Here is an 18,300-nt window from a genome sequence, read left to right as displayed (position 1 = left end):
TCAGAATATGTATCTAAATATTATCAATGATTATACAAATATGTTAACTATTCACTTAAAAAATGAAATGATTGTTTTGGTTGTGTTGCCTTGTTTGTTTCTATAGTAAATGCTTGAGTTAATATGGGTTAATTTTGTGTAAGTTTATGTGTTTAAATTACAATTTAATATTAAAAATATATGCCACGTGTACAAATATTTAAAATGTTCTATTTCAATAATATACAAAATTAAAAATTTTATAATCCATCTAAATGTAGAGTTATAAATACTTATATAAATTATTCACTTAATTTTTAAATCAATGAGTTATCGTATTTAAAATCAAAATAAGAATAAACAGTGTTGAATGAATCACAGTTTGCTGAGGGTTTTATCGACTACTCCTTGCTGTTAATAATAATCGATGCGTGCCTAGCATTTGATCATTATAACAAACAAGCATCGGAGTTTTCCCTATGACGCAGGTAGACATAATATCCAAAAATAATGGGGGGGTACTCGAAAGTACCACCTCGAATAAAAATATTACCCTTAATCAGGAGTCGGTTGTAAAAATTAAAGCCAATATTGAGGATGTGGAAAGTATTACACGCCAAGGTAATGCGGCTGTTGTTACACTCAAAAATGGCGAACAAATTATTGTAGATAATTTTTTTGTAGATAATCCAAATGCCAATCTGCTTGTATTCGAAAGTGAAGGGAAGCTGTACTGGGCAGAGTTTGTCGACGGTGCAGATCAACTTTTAACGACAATTACCTATCATCCGTTAGAGGGTGATTTGGTTGCATTGTTGGGCACTAGTGCAAGTGCCGCTTTACCATGGGGTGCAATACTGGGTGGTCTATTGGGTGTTGGAGTAGTCGCAGCGGCTGCTCATAATAGTTCAGATAATAATAATTGGCAAGGCGATAAAACTCCTCCAGCAGCACCTATTGTTAACCCAATCAATCAAACAGATCCGATCACAGGTACAGCAGAACCTGGTTCTAAAGTTACAGTAACGTTCCCAGACGGTTCAAAAGCGGAAACAACAGCAGGTCCTGATGGTAAATGGTCAGTACCAAATCCAGGACTAGAAGATGGCGATGTAATTAAAGTCATTGCTACAGATCCTGCGGGTAATCCATCTGCTGAAACGACATCTACTGTAGATGGCAAAGCTCCAGATGCACCAAGCGATGTTGTAGTGAGCGAAGATGGCTCAACTGTGACAGGTAAAGGAGAGCCGGGCTCAACCATAACGATCACTGACAAAGATGGCAATGTAATTGGTGAAGGCACTGCTGATGAAAATGGTGACTTTAGTGTTGAACTTGATAAGCCATTAACCAATGGTGAAGAAATCAATGTTACAGCGAAGGATCCAGCGGGGAATGAATCAGATCCAACAATAGTTAATGCACCAGACACAACTGCACCAAATGCACCTGAAGTCACTGGTTTTGATGGTAAAACCGTCGTGGGTAAAACTGAGCCAAATGCCAAAGTCACCATTAAGGACCAAGATGGTAATGTAATTGGTGAAGGCACAGCCGATGCCAATGGTGATTTCAAAGTTACTTTAGATACGCCTGTTGAAGATGGCACAGAAGTTGAAGTTACTGCAACAGATGCTGCGGGTAATGAATCTGAACCAGCGATTGCAGTTGCAGATACCTCTACAGACACTACGCCACCAGAAGCGCCAAGTGATGTTGTAGTCAGCGAAGATGGCTCAACTGTGACAGGTAAAGGAGAGCCGGGCTCAACCATAACGATCACTGACAAAGATGGCAATGTAATTGGTGAAGGCACTGCTGATGAAAATGGTGACTTTAGTGTTGAACTTGATAAGCCATTAACCAATGGTGAAGAAATCAATGTTACAGCGAAGGATCCAGCGGGGAATGAATCAGATCCAACAATAGTTAATGCACCAGACACAACTGCACCAAATGCACCTGAAGTCACTGGTTTTGATGGTAAAACCGTCGTGGGTAAAACTGAGCCAAATGCCAAAGTCACCATTAAGGACCAAGATGGTAATGTAATTGGTGAAGGCACAGCCGATGCCAATGGTGATTTCAAAGTTACTTTAGATACGCCTGTTGAAGATGGCACAGAAGTTGAAGTTACTGCAACAGATGCTGCGGGTAATGAATCTGAACCAGCGATTGCAGTTGCAGATACCTCTACAGACACTACGCCACCAGAAGCGCCAAGTGATGTTGTAGTCAGCGAAGATGGCTCAACTGTGACAGGTAAAGGAGAGCCGGGCTCAACCATAACGATCACTGACAAAGATGGCAATGTAATTGGTGAAGGCACTGCTGATGAAAATGGTGACTTTAGTGTTGAACTTGATAAGCCATTAACCAATGGTGAAGAAATCAATGTTACAGCGAAGGATCCAGCGGGGAATGAATCAGATCCAACAATAGTTAATGCACCAGACACAACTGCACCAAATGCACCTGAAGTCACTGGTTTTGATGGTAAAACCGTCGTGGTAAAAACTGAGCCAAATGCCAAAGTCACCATTAAGGACCAAGATGGTAATGTAATTGGTGAAGGCACAGCCGATGCCAATGGTGATTTCAAAGTTACTTTAGATACGCCTGTTGAAGATGGCACAGAAGTTGAAGTTACTGCAACAGATGCTGCGGGTAATGAATCTGAACCAGCGATTGCAGTTGCAGATACCTCTACAGACACTACGCCACCAGAAGCGCCAAGTGATGTTGTAGTCAGCGAAGATGGCTCAACTGTGACAGGTAAAGGAGAGCCTGGGTCAACGATCACGATCACTGACAAAGATGGCAATGTAATTGGTGAAGGCACAGCCGATGCCAATGGTGATTTCAGCGTAGAGCTTGAAGATCCATTAACCAACGGTGAAGAAATCAACGTCACTGCCAAAGATGAAGCAGGCAACGAATCTGATCCAACAGTAGTTAATGCACCAGATACCACAGCACCGGATGCGCCTACAAATGTAGCGGTAAGTCAAAATGGTCTAGAGGTGACGGGTAAAGCTGAACCTAATTCAATTGTCACTGTAAAAGACGAGGATGGTAATACCATTGGAACGAGTCAAGCTGATGCTAATGGTGACTTTAAAGTTACCTTAGATAGTCCATTAGTAGATGGTAATGCGATTGATGTGACAGCAACTGACGCAGCAGGCAATGCATCTGATCCAACGAATCTAATCGTAGACTTTGGTGATGCCGATGCCGATGCCGATGCTGATGCGGATGCGGATGCGGATGCCGATGCTGATGCTGATGCCGATGCTGATGCCGATGCCGATGCGGATGCTGATGCTGATGCTGATGCTGATGCTGATGCTGATGCTGATGCTGATGCCGATGCGGATGCGGATGCGGATGCCGATGCGGATGCTGATGCCGACGCGGATGCCGATGCTGATGCTGATGCCGATGCGGATGCTGATGCCGACGCGGATGCGGATGCCGATGCGGATGCCGATGCCGATGCCGATGCGGATGCGGATGCCGATGCCGATGCCGATGCTGATGCCGATGCCGATGCCGATGCTGATGCCGATGCCGATGCCGATGCCGATGCGGATGCGGATGCCGATGCTGATGCTGATGCTGATGCTGATGCTGATGCCGATGCGGATGCCGATGCGGATGCCGATGCCGATGCCGATGCTGATGCCGACGCGGATGCCGATGCTGATGCCGATGCCGATGCTGATGCTGATGCTGATGCCGATGCTGATGCCGATGCTGATGCTGATGCCGATGCCGATGCGGATGCGGATGCGGATGCGGATGCCGATGCTGATGCGGATGCTGATGCCGATGCCGATGCGGATGCCGATGCCGATGCGGATGCGGATGCCGATGCCGATGCTGATGCGGATGCGGATGCGGATGCTGATGCCGATGCTGATGCCGATGCGGATGCCGATGCTGATGCCGATGCCGATGCCGATGCCGATGCGGATGCGGATGCGGATGCCGATGCCGATGCTGATGCGGATGCTGATGCCGATGCGGATGCCGACGCTGATGCGGATGCGGATGCCGATGCCGATGCTGATGCGGATGCTGATGCCGACGCGGATGCCGATGCCGATGCCGATGCGGATGCTGATGCGGATGCCGATGCTGATGCCGATGCCGATGCGGATGCTGATGCCGATGCGGATGCTGATGCCGATGCTGATGCCGATGCCGATGCTGATGCGGATGCCGATGCGGATGCTGATGCCGATGCGGATGCTGATGCCGATGCGGATGCCGATGCCGATGCGGATGCCGATGCAGATGCGGATGCCGATGCTGATGCCGATGCGGATGCGGATGCGGATGCCGATGCGGATGCGGATGCCGATGCTGATGCGGATGCCGATGCGGATGCTGATGCCGATGCGGATGCCGATGCCGATGCGGATGCCGATGCAGATGCGGATGCTGATGCGGATGCCGATGCGGATGCTGATGCCGATGCGGATGCCGATGCGGATGCGGATGCTGATGCTGATGCCGATGCGGATGCCGATGCCGATGCTGATGCCGATGCCGATGCCGATGCTGATGCCGATGCTGATGCCGATGCGGATGCCGATGCGGATGCAGATGCAGATGCCGATGCGGATGCTGATGCCGATGCCGATGCCGATGCGGATGCGGATGCCGATGCCGATGCGGATGCGGATGCGGATGCTGATGCCGACGCGGATGCCGATGCCGATGCCGATGCCGATGCCGATGCGGATGCCGACGCGGATGCGGATGCGGATGCTGATGCTGATGCCGACGCTGATGCCGATGCCGATGCTGATGCCGATGCTGATGCCGATGCTGATGCCGATGCGGATGCGGATGCAGATGCCGATGCGGATGCTGATGCGGATGCCGATGCCGATGCCGATGCCGATGCCGATGCGGATGCGGATGCCGATGCTGATGCTGATGCCGACGCGGATGCCGATGCCGATGCGGATGCTGATGCCGATGCCGATGCCGATGCCGATGCCGATGCGGATGCTGATGCCGATGCGGATGCCGACGCAGATGCCGACGCTGATGCCGATGCCGACTCTGATTCCGACAGTGACTCTGACTCAGACAGCGACAGCGATTCTGACTCTGACAGCGACTCTGACTCTGATAGCGACAGCGATTCTGATTCTGATAGCGATAGCGACTCTGATTCTGACAGCGATTCCGACTCTGATTCTGACAGCGATTCTGACAGCGACAGCGACTCTGACTCAGACAGCGACAGTGATTCCGATTCTGATAGCGACAGCGATTCCGACTCAGACAGCGACAGTGACTCTGATTCTGATAGCGATAGCGACAGCGACTCCGACTCTGACAGCGACAGTGATTCTGACTCTGATTCCGACAGCGACTCTGACTCAGACAGCGACTCTGATTCTGATAGCGACTCCGACTCTGATAGCGACAGTGATTCTGATTCTGACAGCGACTCTGACTCCGATAGCGACAGCGACTCTGACTCAGACAGCGATAGTGATTCCGACTCAGACAGCGACAGTGACTCAGACAGCGATAGTGATTCTGACTCCGATAGCGATTCTGACTCTGATAGCGACAGCGATTCCGACTCTGATAGCGACAGCGATTCTGACTCTGACAGCGACTCTGACAGCGACTCTGATTCTGATAGCGACAGCGACTCCGACTCTGACAGCGATAGCGATTCCGATTCTGACAGCGATAGCGATTCCGATTCTGACAGCGATAGTGACTCTGATTCTGACAGCGATTCTGACTCTGACAGCGATTCTGACTCTGATAGCGACAGCGATTCTGACTCTGATAGCGATTCCGACTCTGATAGCGATTCCGACTCTGATAGTGACAGCGATTCCGACTCTGACAGCGACAGTGATTCTGACTCTGACAGCGACTCCGATTCTGACAGCGACTCCGATTCTGACAGCGACTCCGATTCTGACAGCGACTCCGATTCTGATAGCGACAGCGATTCCGACTCTGATAGCGACAGCGACTCTGATTCTGATAGCGACAGCGATTCTGACTCTGATAGCGACAGCGACTCTGACTCAGACAGCGATTCTGACTCTGACAGCGACTCCGATTCTGATAGCGACAGCGATTCCGACTCTGATAGCGACAGCGACTCTGATTCTGACAGCGACAGCGACTCTGACTCTGATAGCGACAGCGATTCCGACTCTGATAGCGACAGCGATTCTGACTCTGACAGCGATTCTGACTCTGATAGCGACAGCGATTCTGACTCTGATAGCGATTCCGACTCTGATAGCGATTCCGACTCTGATAGTGACAGCGATTCCGACTCTGACAGCGACAGTGATTCTGACTCTGACAGCGACTCCGATTCTGACAGCGATAGCGATTCCGACTCTGATAGCGACAGCGATTCTGACTCTGACAGCGACTCCGATTCTGACAGCGACTCCGATTCTGATAGCGACAGCGATTCCGACTCTGATAGCGACAGCGACTCTGATTCTGATAGCGACAGCGATTCTGACTCTGATAGCGACAGCGACTCTGACTCAGACAGCGATTCTGACTCTGACAGCGACTCCGATTCTGATAGCGACAGCGATTCCGACTCTGATAGCGACAGCGACTCTGATTCTGACAGCGACAGCGACTCTGACTCTGATAGCGACAGCGATTCCGACTCTGATAGCGACAGCGATTCTGACTCTGATAGCGACAGCGACTCTGATTCTGATAGCGACAGCGATTCTGACTCTGATAGCGACAGCGATTCTGACTCTGATAGCGACAGCGACTCTGACTCAGACAGCGATTCTGACTCTGACAGCGACTCCGATTCTGATAGCGACAGCGATTCCGACTCTGATAGCGATAGCGACTCTGATTCTGATAGCGACAGCGATTCTGACTCTGATTCCGACAGCGACTCTGATTCTGATAGCGACTCCGACTCTGATAGCGATAGCGACTCCGATTCTGATAGCGACTCCGACTCTGATAGCGACAGTGATTCTGATTCTGACAGCGACTCTGACTCCGATAGCGACAGCGACTCTGACTCAGACAGCGATAGTGATTCCGACTCAGACAGCGACAGTGACTCAGACAGCGATAGTGATTCTGACTCCGATAGCGATTCTGACTCTGATAGCGACAGCGATTCCGACTCTGATAGCGACAGCGATTCTGACTCTGACAGCGACTCTGACTCTGACAGCGACTCTGACTCCGATAGCGACAGCGACTCTGACTCAGACAGCGATAGTGATTCCGACTCAGACAGCGACAGTGACTCAGACAGCGATAGTGATTCTGACTCCGATAGCGATTCTGACTCTGATAGCGACAGCGATTCCGACTCTGATAGCGACAGCGATTCTGACTCTGACAGCGACTCTGACTCTGACAGCGACTCCGACTCTGATAGCGACTCCGATTCTGACAGCGATAGCGATTCCGACTCTGACAGCGACTCTGACTCTGATAGTGACAGCGATTCTGACTCAGACAGCGATAGTGATTCCGATTCTGATAGCGACTCTGACTCTGATAGCGACTCCGACTCTGATTCTGACAGCGACAGCGATTCTGACTCTGATTCTGACAGCGACTCTGATAGCGACTCCGATTCTGACAGCGATAGCGATTCTGACTCTGATAGCGACTCCGATTCTGACAGCGATAGCGACTCCGACTCTGATAGCGACAGCGATTCTGACTCTGACAGCGATTCTGACTCTGACAGCGATTCTGACTCTGACAGCGATTCTGACTCTGACAGCGATTCTGATTCTGATAGCGACAGCGACTCTGACAGCGACAGCGATTCCGACTCTGACAGCGACAGCGATTCCGACTCTGACAGCGACAGCGATTCTGACTCTGATAGCGATTCCGACTCAGACAGCGACAGCGATTCTGACTCAGACAGCGATAGCGATTCCGACTCTGATTCTGATAGCGACAGTGATTCCGACTCTGACTCAGACAGCGACAGCGATTCTGATTCCGATAGCGACTCTGATTCTGACAGCGATAGCGACTCTGATTCTGACAGCGACAGCGATTCTGACTCAGACAGCGATTCTGACTCTGATTCTGACAGCGACAGCGATTCTGACTCTGACTCAGACAGCGACAGCGATTCTGATTCCGATAGCGACTCTGACTCTGACAGCGATAGTGACTCTGACAGCGACTCTGACTCTGATGTGGAATCAGACATCGATGCAGTTGACGACCTAGATTCAGTGAATTTAAGTGACGCTACTGTAGTCAACAATATACTTATGACAGGCAGTTCATCGGCATTCTTAGAGCTTGATGCGCTTGCAGAAATAATTAATGTGAGCTTGTTGCCAACAAATAATCCTCTTAACTTTACTGTTGCCCCAAATTCAACGCAGGACATAACTGTTGATGTGACGGGCCAAACCGGTTCTGTAAGTATTGAGGCTTTAACAGGAATAGTCGATGGATTATTGAGCTCATTGTTATTTGGTCAAAGTCCTAGCACTTTTGCCGACCTTCTTATTATCGATCGTGATACTGGTGATATTGTGGCCGTTGCACAGGATGCAGTAACCTTAACTCCTCAGCTTGTTGGTAATGGAGGTCTAGTTACAACTACAATTACAGCCAACCAAGTTAATTTTGAAGGTTTACCTCCAGGTAATTACACAGTTGCACTTTCTTCAACTGAAGTAGGTGGTTTATTAACTGCTTTAACTGGTCTTGTTGCTGGTACAGGTTTGTTATCTGGACTGGAAATGGAGATTTCAGCATCTCTTCAACATAATCAGATTCAAACGCAAGGTAATGTATTTGAAAATGGTGAAAATGGTTCTGGACAAGATGACATTAATGGAGAGTTACATGATGCGACTGCAACATTAGTGGCAATTACATCAGAAGTCGTGACAGCTCCAGTAACAGTCAATGAGTCAGGAACCGCCATTCAAGGTCAGTATGGTACTTTGACGATCTTTAGTAATGGTTCATACACTTATGTCTTAGATCCATTGTCGGGAGATGTAACTGGTAAAGTAGATACCTTCACTTATACGATTGATGATGGTCTGCACACAGATACTGCTAATCTAAACATTCGTATCACCAAAAATGGTGTCACAATCGATTGGAATGAGAATGATCTAAGTGCGGATGGTGTAATTCCAGAAGATATTGCAGCAGTGGATGATCTATATACAGCAGTTGCTTTCGATGAGCAGGATAATCTAAACGGTAAAACTGGGGATATTTTCGCCTTAGGAGCAGTTTCTGTTTTAGGACAAACCATTGATGTGAAATTATTACCTAGAACGACTGCACTGACGTTTGAAGTTAAAGAGAATTCATTCCAAGATATTACTGTTAGAGTGGATGGTAGTCTGACAGATCTTGGTTCTCTTGTAGGTTTACTAGATGGGGCTTATACAGTTGACCTAAATGTCATTGATATTGTTACAGGTGAAATTGTAGCGATAGCTCAAGATGCAGTAACATTTACTCCGCAAGGTCTAAACACAAATATCTCTGCGATAAATGTACAGTTTAATGACATACCAGCAGGTCTATATACTCTTGCGCTTGCTCCACCTGAGCCAGGACCTATTACAGATTTGTTAACCAGTTTACTGAATGTAGGTGTGTTGAGTAATACTGATATCACGATCACAGATTCAACTTTACATGATTATGGTCGTGTAGAGGGCAATGTATCTTTAGACAATAACGGTATAGGTGCTGATGATTGGGTTGCTGAGGCACATGGTAGCACTGCGGTATTAACCCAAATTGCTTCGGAAACAGGTACGACAGCATCTGTCACTGCAGCAGGAACAACAATTGAGGGTGCACATGGTACGCTCACCATTAAACCTGATGGTTCATTTAGCTATGTAGGTAATGGGCAATCATCTTCTTATGGCAAGGTAGATAGCTTCACCTATACCATTGATGATGGCTACCATACTGAAACTGCAGTCCTTAATATTCGTGTTGATGCTGATGGTACTGAAATTGTTTGGGATGATGCAAATCCTGCACAAGACGGTACAGTGACGGTTGTTGAAGCAAATCCTGATGTGAATGCAGTAGCAGTCTTGACCAATGATCGTTATGATTTTATTGATCTCACCTTTGCTAATAGTGTTAGTACTGCAACCACTTCAGGGCAAGCTTCAGGCGGTGGTTCAACATCATTTACATTAGGAAATGAGATAAGTAATGCAACGCTGACCCTTGAGACATCAGGAGTAGTTAGTTCAGCAACTATCACGGTTACGTATCGTTTATTGAAAGATAACGTTGCTGTACAAAATGCTAATTTTGGTGGTACCTATAATGCTAGTACGGGTTATTATACGAAGGTACTCACTACTTCAGAAAAAACTCTTGGAGCTTCTTTAATAGATATTGACCTATCTACTTTAGAGGCAGGTAATTATAGTTTTGACTATAATATTCAGAAGGGTTCAACGACATTGAGTTCTTCTGCTCCAAATCTGCAAGTAGATATTACTGGTAGTACTTATGTTATTGCGGATGTAGTGACTAAATCACATCCAACAGTAACAGGTAACCTGTATGATGGTGCAGGGGCTGACATCACAAGTGGTGGCTTTACTAAATTGACCATTGGTGGCGTTACTCTAGGTAGACATGACACAGAGACCATTGAAACAGCACAAGGCTTCTTGACCGTTTCTGGTAATGGTGACTATAGCTATACCAATAAAGTAGGTGTAAATGTTGCTGATGTTGCTGATGATGTAATTGCTTACACCATCACTGGTATTGATGGAAGTACATCAAGCTCAACGCTCAGCATTGACATTACAGCGACTAAAGAAGGTCAGTTTGTATTCAGTACATCTGCTAATGATACCTTTACCACAGGCCTAGGCGCAGATACGGTGATCTATGATCTGTTGGCGAATACTAGTAGTGGAGGTAACACCAGTACATTGGGTAACGATGTATGGACAGACTTTAATTTCGCACAAGGCGATACCCTAGATCTGAGAGGCTTACTCAAAGAGAGCGGTGTTGATGCAGGTAATATTGAAGACTTCGTAACAGTTACTCAAAGCGGTGCGAACGCTGTAGTTAGAGTAGATTTAGATGGCCCAGGCTTACTAAGTGGCGCTGCTACTAACTTGGTTGTTTTAAACAATACAACGGTAAGTCTTGCTGATTTACTTGAAAACAATCAGCTGCTCTATTAATTAGTAAATTGACAGTAAAAGAGAGAGGCCCCTAGGGGCCTCTTTTTTATGCGCTTTATTTTGACTCGAATATAGATATACATAAATAAACAAAACATACATAAAATAACATCGCCAAAAAAAATAAGTCATGTTAGCTTTTAATTACAAAATTCTTTAAAAAATAGACATGTACAGGTCATGAAAATCACTACTCAAAGTCAATATTTAAGCTTTAAAGAAAAATTAAAAGATTGGTTGAATCAAGAGCTCATCACAATTGCACAAGCACCTTATGTGGTGTTTATTTCTTATGGTGAACCGACTACACGTTGTAAAGTATGGAGTACGAATGCACCCGATGCTAAAACAGCATTAAATAGAACGCTTAATTTTTTGGACAAAATGTACGATAAAAAAAGAGGTCTACCTGAGTATTTAAAGTTTGATATCGCTGTGAATATTAAGCAAAAGTCATGGCAAGATGTTAAACAAACACTGAACACCCAAATGCATAATAATCATTTTAGGAAAGGTGTAAGTTTCGATTCAAAGTTTGAGATTTGCTTCTTAGAGCAAGAGCTATATGGAAAAGCGTTAATCCGGGGCATTGTCTACAATCAGCCTACCTTTTGGGATCAAGACAATGTAAATCGCGCACTTCATTCTAAGTATCCAACAATCACTAAAAATTTAGAATTAGATCAACTTAAGCACGTTTGGTTATTTGATACAGTTTCAGCATTTTATGAAGATGAGAAAATGCTGAACTTGCAAAGTACAGGACCAGTTAATGGTGTGCGTGAGCTAGATTCGGACTTAAAAACACATATACGTTCTTTAGTTCTAGAAAATGCCACGTTTTTACATAATGAACTTCAAGAAGATGGGAGGTTTATTTATGGATACTTCCCAGCTTATGATCGCGAATTAAAAAGCTATAATACGGTGCGCCATTGCACGGCAGTCTATGCTTTGTTAGAAACGCTAGAAGTTGATGATAAGGAAGAATATTTAACAAAAATCCGACTTGCAATCGAATACGCCATTCAAGTTTTCTACAAAGAAGAAAAGTCATGTGGGTTTATGATTGATGGTGAAGATGAAGCTGAAATCAAGCTTGGCTCAAACGCAGCTGCCATCTTCATGTTTGCTAAATACCAAGAGATTACGCAAGACGCTCAATATCAATCTGTTGCAGAGAAGTTGGCTGAAGGCATTTTGTATATGGTTGATGATCAGGGTAAAACCACCCATGTTCTCGACTATCCGAGTTTAGAAACTAAAGAGCAGTTCCGTATCGTTTACTATGATGGAGAAGCAGCTTTAGGACTGCTAAGACTGTATCAGATTAATCAAGATGCCACATTACTTCAAACTGTAAAGTTGATGTTTGAGCATTTTATAGAGAAGAAATACGATAAATATCATGATCATTGGTTAAGTTATTGCACCAATGAACTTACAAAAATATGCCCAGAAGAAAAATATTTTGAATTTGGGTTAAATAATTATTTAAAACATATGAAGTTTATTGCAGAGCGCAAAACAGCTTATGCGACTTTTTTAGAGATGATGATGTCTGCATACAAAATGGTGATTCGTATGCGAGAACAAGGATTTGATGAGCTCTATGAAAAATCAAAATTTGAAGAGCTTAAGAAGCTCATTGAGCAACGCGTCGAATTCCAAAGAAGTGCAGGCTATTTCTATCCTGAAGTTGCTATGTATATGGCAAAACCTGAAAAAATATTAAATGCCTTCTATGTTCGCCATGATCGCTTTAGAACACGTATTGATGATCAAGAGCATAATTTGTCTGGCTACATTGCTTACTTAAACTATTTTGAGTGAGTGCTTAGTAAATGCAGAATATTCCATTAATCGAAAAAATGGCTAGACTGTCAGATAGTTTGAATCAGTCACTTACAGGCAAGCATATCCTCATTAGAATGTATGAAAAGGGTGGGAATTTTACCTTGTATCAAAAGAATATTGATCGAAAGGTGGTGCCTGCTTCAACAGCTAAAATTTTTCTGCTCGATAGATTACTCAATAGTAATATTGATATGGATGAATATCTGGAAGTCACTGAAGATGATGTAAGAAAAGGCAGTGGTAATAACCTAAAAGTAGGTGAGCTGTACCGTGTTCAAGACTTAATCAAAAATTTAATGATTGCTTCGAGCAATACATCGGCTGCGGTCTTAAGGAAATATTTAGAAAAAGTCCAAGACTATAACTTTATAAGCTATATCAATCAGTACAATAGCACGCGTGGAATGATAAATACCCATCTTGTCAATGAGCATGGACTTGCTGATCGACTGCAATATACAACTTTATCAGATTTAAAAATTATTCTTGATGCGAAATTAACGGATGCTCGATTTCAAGCAATGTCTAACATCACGGAACATGTATTTTATTCTAAAAGTGGTGATGAGATTCGGGTGAAAAATACCTATGAATCTGAGCTGAAAAATAAGATAACGGCTGTTAAAACAGGAACCCTCGTTCCAGGTATTTTTAACATATTAATATTTTTCAAATTAGAAAAATGTAAAGGTTATATTGTTGACTTCTATAATGAAAATATAGAGTTGAGAAATAAAGATATTACAAATGCTTTAATGATAATTCAGAAATGGAGCGATGAAAAATGATTTTTGGTGTATTAAAACCGAATATGGTGATAACCGATATAGAGAAAATTTTTATTTCAGTTGCTCAGCAAAAAAAACATGAAGCTTATGTATTCATTGCAAAAAATATTGATTTTAAGAATAAGAGAATTAAGGGCAAAACTTTAAGGAATAATAAAGTTGTTGAAGAGATTTTTGATTTTCCAGATGTTGTGCAGAATCGTTTGGCTGTGAAAGAAGAGGATATGGAAAGCTACTTAAAGTTAGCAGAGCTTATTCCTTTTGCAAATAATCGGATTGGTACGAAGGAAACGGTTTATAAAATTATGAATAAGGTTGAACCGTTGAGGAAGTATTTAATCGAGGTTTTAGAGCTTAATGATTTTTCAGTGATTAAAAATAGCCTAAATAAATATAGCAAGATTATTTGTAAACCCGATGCAAGTAATCAGGGTAAGGGAATTGTTACAATTAAAAAGAATGCTGATGTATATATAGTAAAACAAATGCAAGAACAGCATGAATATAATTTAAGTGAATTAGAAGAATTTACAAAAAAAAATCTCAAAAGAGGTTATACAGTTAGTCCATTTCTAAAAAGTGAAACTCATTTAGGACAGACGACTGTTTTTAGAATGCATATTACACGTGGGAAAGAGGGCAAATGGCAGCTCATTAAATTTTTCCCTTACGTGAATCTAAACAAAGAGATTGATATTACAAATGGTATGCTCGGGGCATTAATCACCACTCGAGAACAGCTATTTTTAGAGCAATACTACCCAAGTAGCGTGGATAAAATTAATCTAGGTATCAGACAGTTATTTGATGATTTTAATCAAAATTTCCAAAAACAATTTGCGTGGAGATTGGATTCAATTGGGCTGGACCTTGGGATTACACAAGATGGAGATATCTATATTTACGAGGTTAATGTTGGGCCTGGTGTTGGCTTTATGGCATATTCCGTTGCATGTGCGCAGGTCGATTATTATGAATGGTTAGCAATTAAGGCTCAACCACCGTATAAGAATAATTTTTTACCGCAAAACTTACGTAAAAAAATTGCCAAGATATAGTGTTGTTTTTAGATAAAAATCTATATGGATACATAATGAATATGAGCAATAAAGAAATATTTATGCTTTACCCTAAAATATCAGAAAATAAGACAGGTATTGTAGTTTCAATGTTGCGTCGAGCAGAGTTACTCGCAAATTATGGTTACAAAATAAAAATTTTAACCATTGAACACGATTTGAATACACGTGCAAATTTTGAAAAATTATATAGCGATTGTTTATTAAAAAATACAAAAAATATCGAATTGATTAATCTTTTTTCATATTACCAAAAGAAGTCATCCGATTATTTTTGTTCAATCGCCGCATGTGTTGAAAATGGTGTTGAATTTGATTCAATCAATAATCGTATATATAAAGATACATCGGGTAGAACCAAACGCTATGAAGTATTTAAATCCTCTAAGCTCATTCATATCAACTTTTTTGAAAATGGACAAGTCGTAAGTCGTAGTCGTTACGATGACTATGGAAAGCTATGTTCAAATCAAATTTTGAATGAAAAAAAAGTTATTGCTGAGAGTTTTTTTGATGTGAATGGCAAACTCGTTATCCAAGTTCATTACGGCTATAACAAGGATAAACGTGTGATTCAGAATCTACATTTATTCGATGAACACGGGATGGTCATCCAAAGTTGTCAGAGTTTGATCGAATTGGCTCAATATACAATTCAGCGAAAATTATGTATTGACCCGCGGAAGAAATATCTTTTCTTGATCGACCGTATAAATGTTTTTAATCTTTTACTGAAGGATAATATTCCTTCGAATTTCTTCATGTTTGGTACAATTCATGCAGCGCACTATAATAATCCAAATGATATAAAAAGTTCACCGAATAAAAATTACACACCATATTTTAGGCATATCGATAAATTATCTGGTTTGATCATTTTGACTCACCGACAGAAAAAGGATATTGAAGAACTTTATGGTGCACATAATAACTATAAAGTGATTCCACATGCATTGGCGCATAGACCTGATGATTATTATCTTACATTTGATCCCTATAAATTCGTTTCTTTGGCACGGTATGACAAAGTAAAACGCTTAGATTTACTCATTTCAATTTTTGAACGTGTAGTTACGCATCATCCACAAGCGACCTTAGATTTATTTGGTTTCGGACTAGAGTATTCGAACTTAAAGAAAATGATTAAAGACAAAAAACTTGAAAATCATATTTTCTTAAAGCCCTTTGTTTCGGATGTAAATCAAGTGCTCCAAGAAGCTTCAATGTTGTTATTAACCAGTCAGAGTGAATCCTTTTGTTTGGTGATCATGGAAGCGCTTGCTAATGGCTGTCCTGTGACTTCATTCGATATTCGTTATGGACCAAGTGAAATGATTCAACATAACCAAAATGGCTATTTGATTGCAGATGGTGATGTAGAGCAATACGCTCAAAAAATTATTCAATACTTGAATGATCAACAGAATATGAGTCATATTCGCGAACAAGCCAAATTACTGAGTCAAAACTTTTCTAGTACTAGTATTCTAAAAAAATGGGTAGAGCTCTTTGAGTCTATTTAGATGAATAAAAGGTCTAAGGGTGCAATATTTGGCAGCTCAAGTCGCTTCAATAAGACACAGTGTTTAGTTTACCAGAAGTTTAATAGAAAAATCCTACTCAGAGGGAGCTTGATGTAATAGATTTTATTTTTTGAAATTAAGTAATACTTAATATTTATGTTAAATAATGATATATGGGCATAAGCTTACAAGGCTGTTTTTTTAGCTAAGTTAAGAAAAAAGAAGTAACTAGCAATCTTTTTAAATTCAAGATTTTTGGTGAATTTCATAATAAATTTTTATTGGTTATATAATTAAAATTTATATTAAATTTATTATTTATCTTTATTTTATATAATTGATTTGAGAGTCGCTATCTTTTAAAAATAGCTGAATCAATGAGATGTGTATTTACATAAAACCACAAACTAGATAACTTTCTTATAAGAAAACCACATATGTTTAATACTTATTATCTATTATTTACATCAAAATGAAAAAAAAGGTGTACTATAAGCATACTTAGAATGTGTTTTAGGCAATCTTTTAATGAATCTCTCCCCATTAACCAAAGCGGTGTACACCTCTTTGGCGGCTTTGCTATTGTCAAATACTGCTACACATGCTGCAGATGCATTTAGCGCAGAAAGTCCATGGATGCTTGGTGACTGGAATGGTCAACGTACTGAGCTGCAACAAAAAGGTGTTGATTTCAGCTTTGGTTATACAGGCGAAATGGCAACTTTACTTGATGCAAAAAAATCATCAAGCCATGGTACTGAATACGCTGACCAAATCGCACTTGGTGCACATTTAGACCTCGAAAAAATCGCAGGTTGGAAAGATACCGAAGCACAGATTACAGTGACTGAGCGTAATGGTCGTAACCTGTCAAATACTTCTGATGCTTTAAATGGTCATTTGAGTTCTGCTCAAGAAGTGTGGGGCCGTGGTCAAACTTGGCGTTTAACTGATTTTTGGATTAAGAAAAAATTCTTAGACCAAAAATTAGACGTTAAAGTGGGTCGTTTCGGCGAAGGTGAAGACTTCAATAGCTTTGATTGTGATTTCCAAAACCTTGCACTTTGTGGTTCACAAGTGGGTAACTGGGTTGGTGATGAATGGTATAACTGGCCAGTATCACAATGGGCTGCACGTGTGAAATACAACATCACACCTGAAGTTTATGCGCAAGTGGGTGCTTATGAAATTAACCGTGAGAACTTATCACGTGGTAAAGGTTTCAACCTTAGCACTGATGGTTCTGAAGGCGCGATGATTCCTGCAGAAGTGGTTTGGACACCGAAACTTGGTGCACAAAAACTTCCTGGTGAATACCGTGCTGGTTACTACTACAGTACTGCTGATGCAAAAATCTTTGATGGTGTAACACCTCAAGAACTTCAAAATCAAACTGATCATCATCAAGGTGGTTGGGTTGTTGCGAAGCAACAATTGACTGCACATAAAGGTGATGCTTCTCGTGGTTTAACAGGTTTTGTGAACGTAACTGTTCATGACTCTAAAACTAACGAAAAAACTGACATGCAAAACTTGGGTCTTGTTTATAAAGGCGCAATGGATTCTCGTCCTAAAGATGAAATCGCTGTCGGTGTTGCACGCATCAATATGAATGATGATGTACTTGGCAATCGTAGCCAAGAAATCGATGCAGAAATTTACTACGGTTTACATGCAACCAACTGGTTAACGATCCGTCCAAACGTTCAATATGTTCGTCATGTTGGCGCGTATAAAAACGGTGAAAATGCTTGGGTTGGCGGCATTAAATTCAGTACAGCGTTCTAATTTAAAGTTACATGTTGCAAATACACTATTGAATCTTTAAGCATTTTGA

The 18,300-nt window shown here is 42.4% G+C and carries 5 protein-coding genes and 1 pseudogene; all 6 read left to right on the top strand.

The window, feature by feature from the left end; all coding sequences use genetic code 11:
• Positions 1 to 470 precede the first annotated feature (470 nt).
• Positions 471 to 11,216 (top strand): annotated as a pseudogene (locus GFH30_RS13375) (Ig-like domain-containing protein); the annotation flags it as partial.
• A gap of 180 nt (positions 11,217 to 11,396) precedes the next feature.
• A complete protein-coding gene (locus GFH30_RS10200) occupies positions 11,397 to 13,049 on the top strand; it encodes a poly alpha-glucosyltransferase (protein WP_153372329.1) in 1,653 nt (550 codons plus the stop codon).
• Between the two features lie 11 nt (positions 13,050 to 13,060).
• Positions 13,061 to 13,861: a serine hydrolase gene (locus GFH30_RS10195; RefSeq protein ID WP_153372327.1), complete on the top strand. Its 801-nt coding sequence runs from the start codon at positions 13,061 to 13,063 to the stop codon at positions 13,859 to 13,861.
• Entirely contained in the window at positions 13,858 to 14,919 is a 1,062-nt protein-coding gene (locus GFH30_RS10190) for a YheC/YheD family protein (RefSeq protein ID WP_153372325.1), read from the top strand. Before GFH30_RS10195 ends, GFH30_RS10190 begins: the two co-directional genes overlap by 4 nt.
• A gap of 35 nt (positions 14,920 to 14,954) precedes the next feature.
• Positions 14,955 to 16,463, top strand: a complete 1,509-nt coding sequence (locus GFH30_RS10185; RefSeq protein ID WP_153372323.1) for a glycosyltransferase — start codon at positions 14,955 to 14,957, stop codon at positions 16,461 to 16,463.
• A gap of 528 nt (positions 16,464 to 16,991) precedes the next feature.
• On the top strand, positions 16,992 to 18,251 hold the full coding sequence (locus GFH30_RS10180; RefSeq protein ID WP_153372321.1) for a carbohydrate porin: 1,260 nt from the start codon (positions 16,992 to 16,994) through the stop codon (positions 18,249 to 18,251).
• Positions 18,252 to 18,300: the final 49 nt, after the last annotated feature.

The sequence above is a fragment of the Acinetobacter wanghuae genome (assembly GCF_009557235.1).
GTDB classification, from domain to species: Bacteria; Pseudomonadota; Gammaproteobacteria; order Pseudomonadales; family Moraxellaceae; genus Acinetobacter; species Acinetobacter wanghuae.
This window is presented reverse-complemented; position numbering and strand designations above follow the sequence as displayed.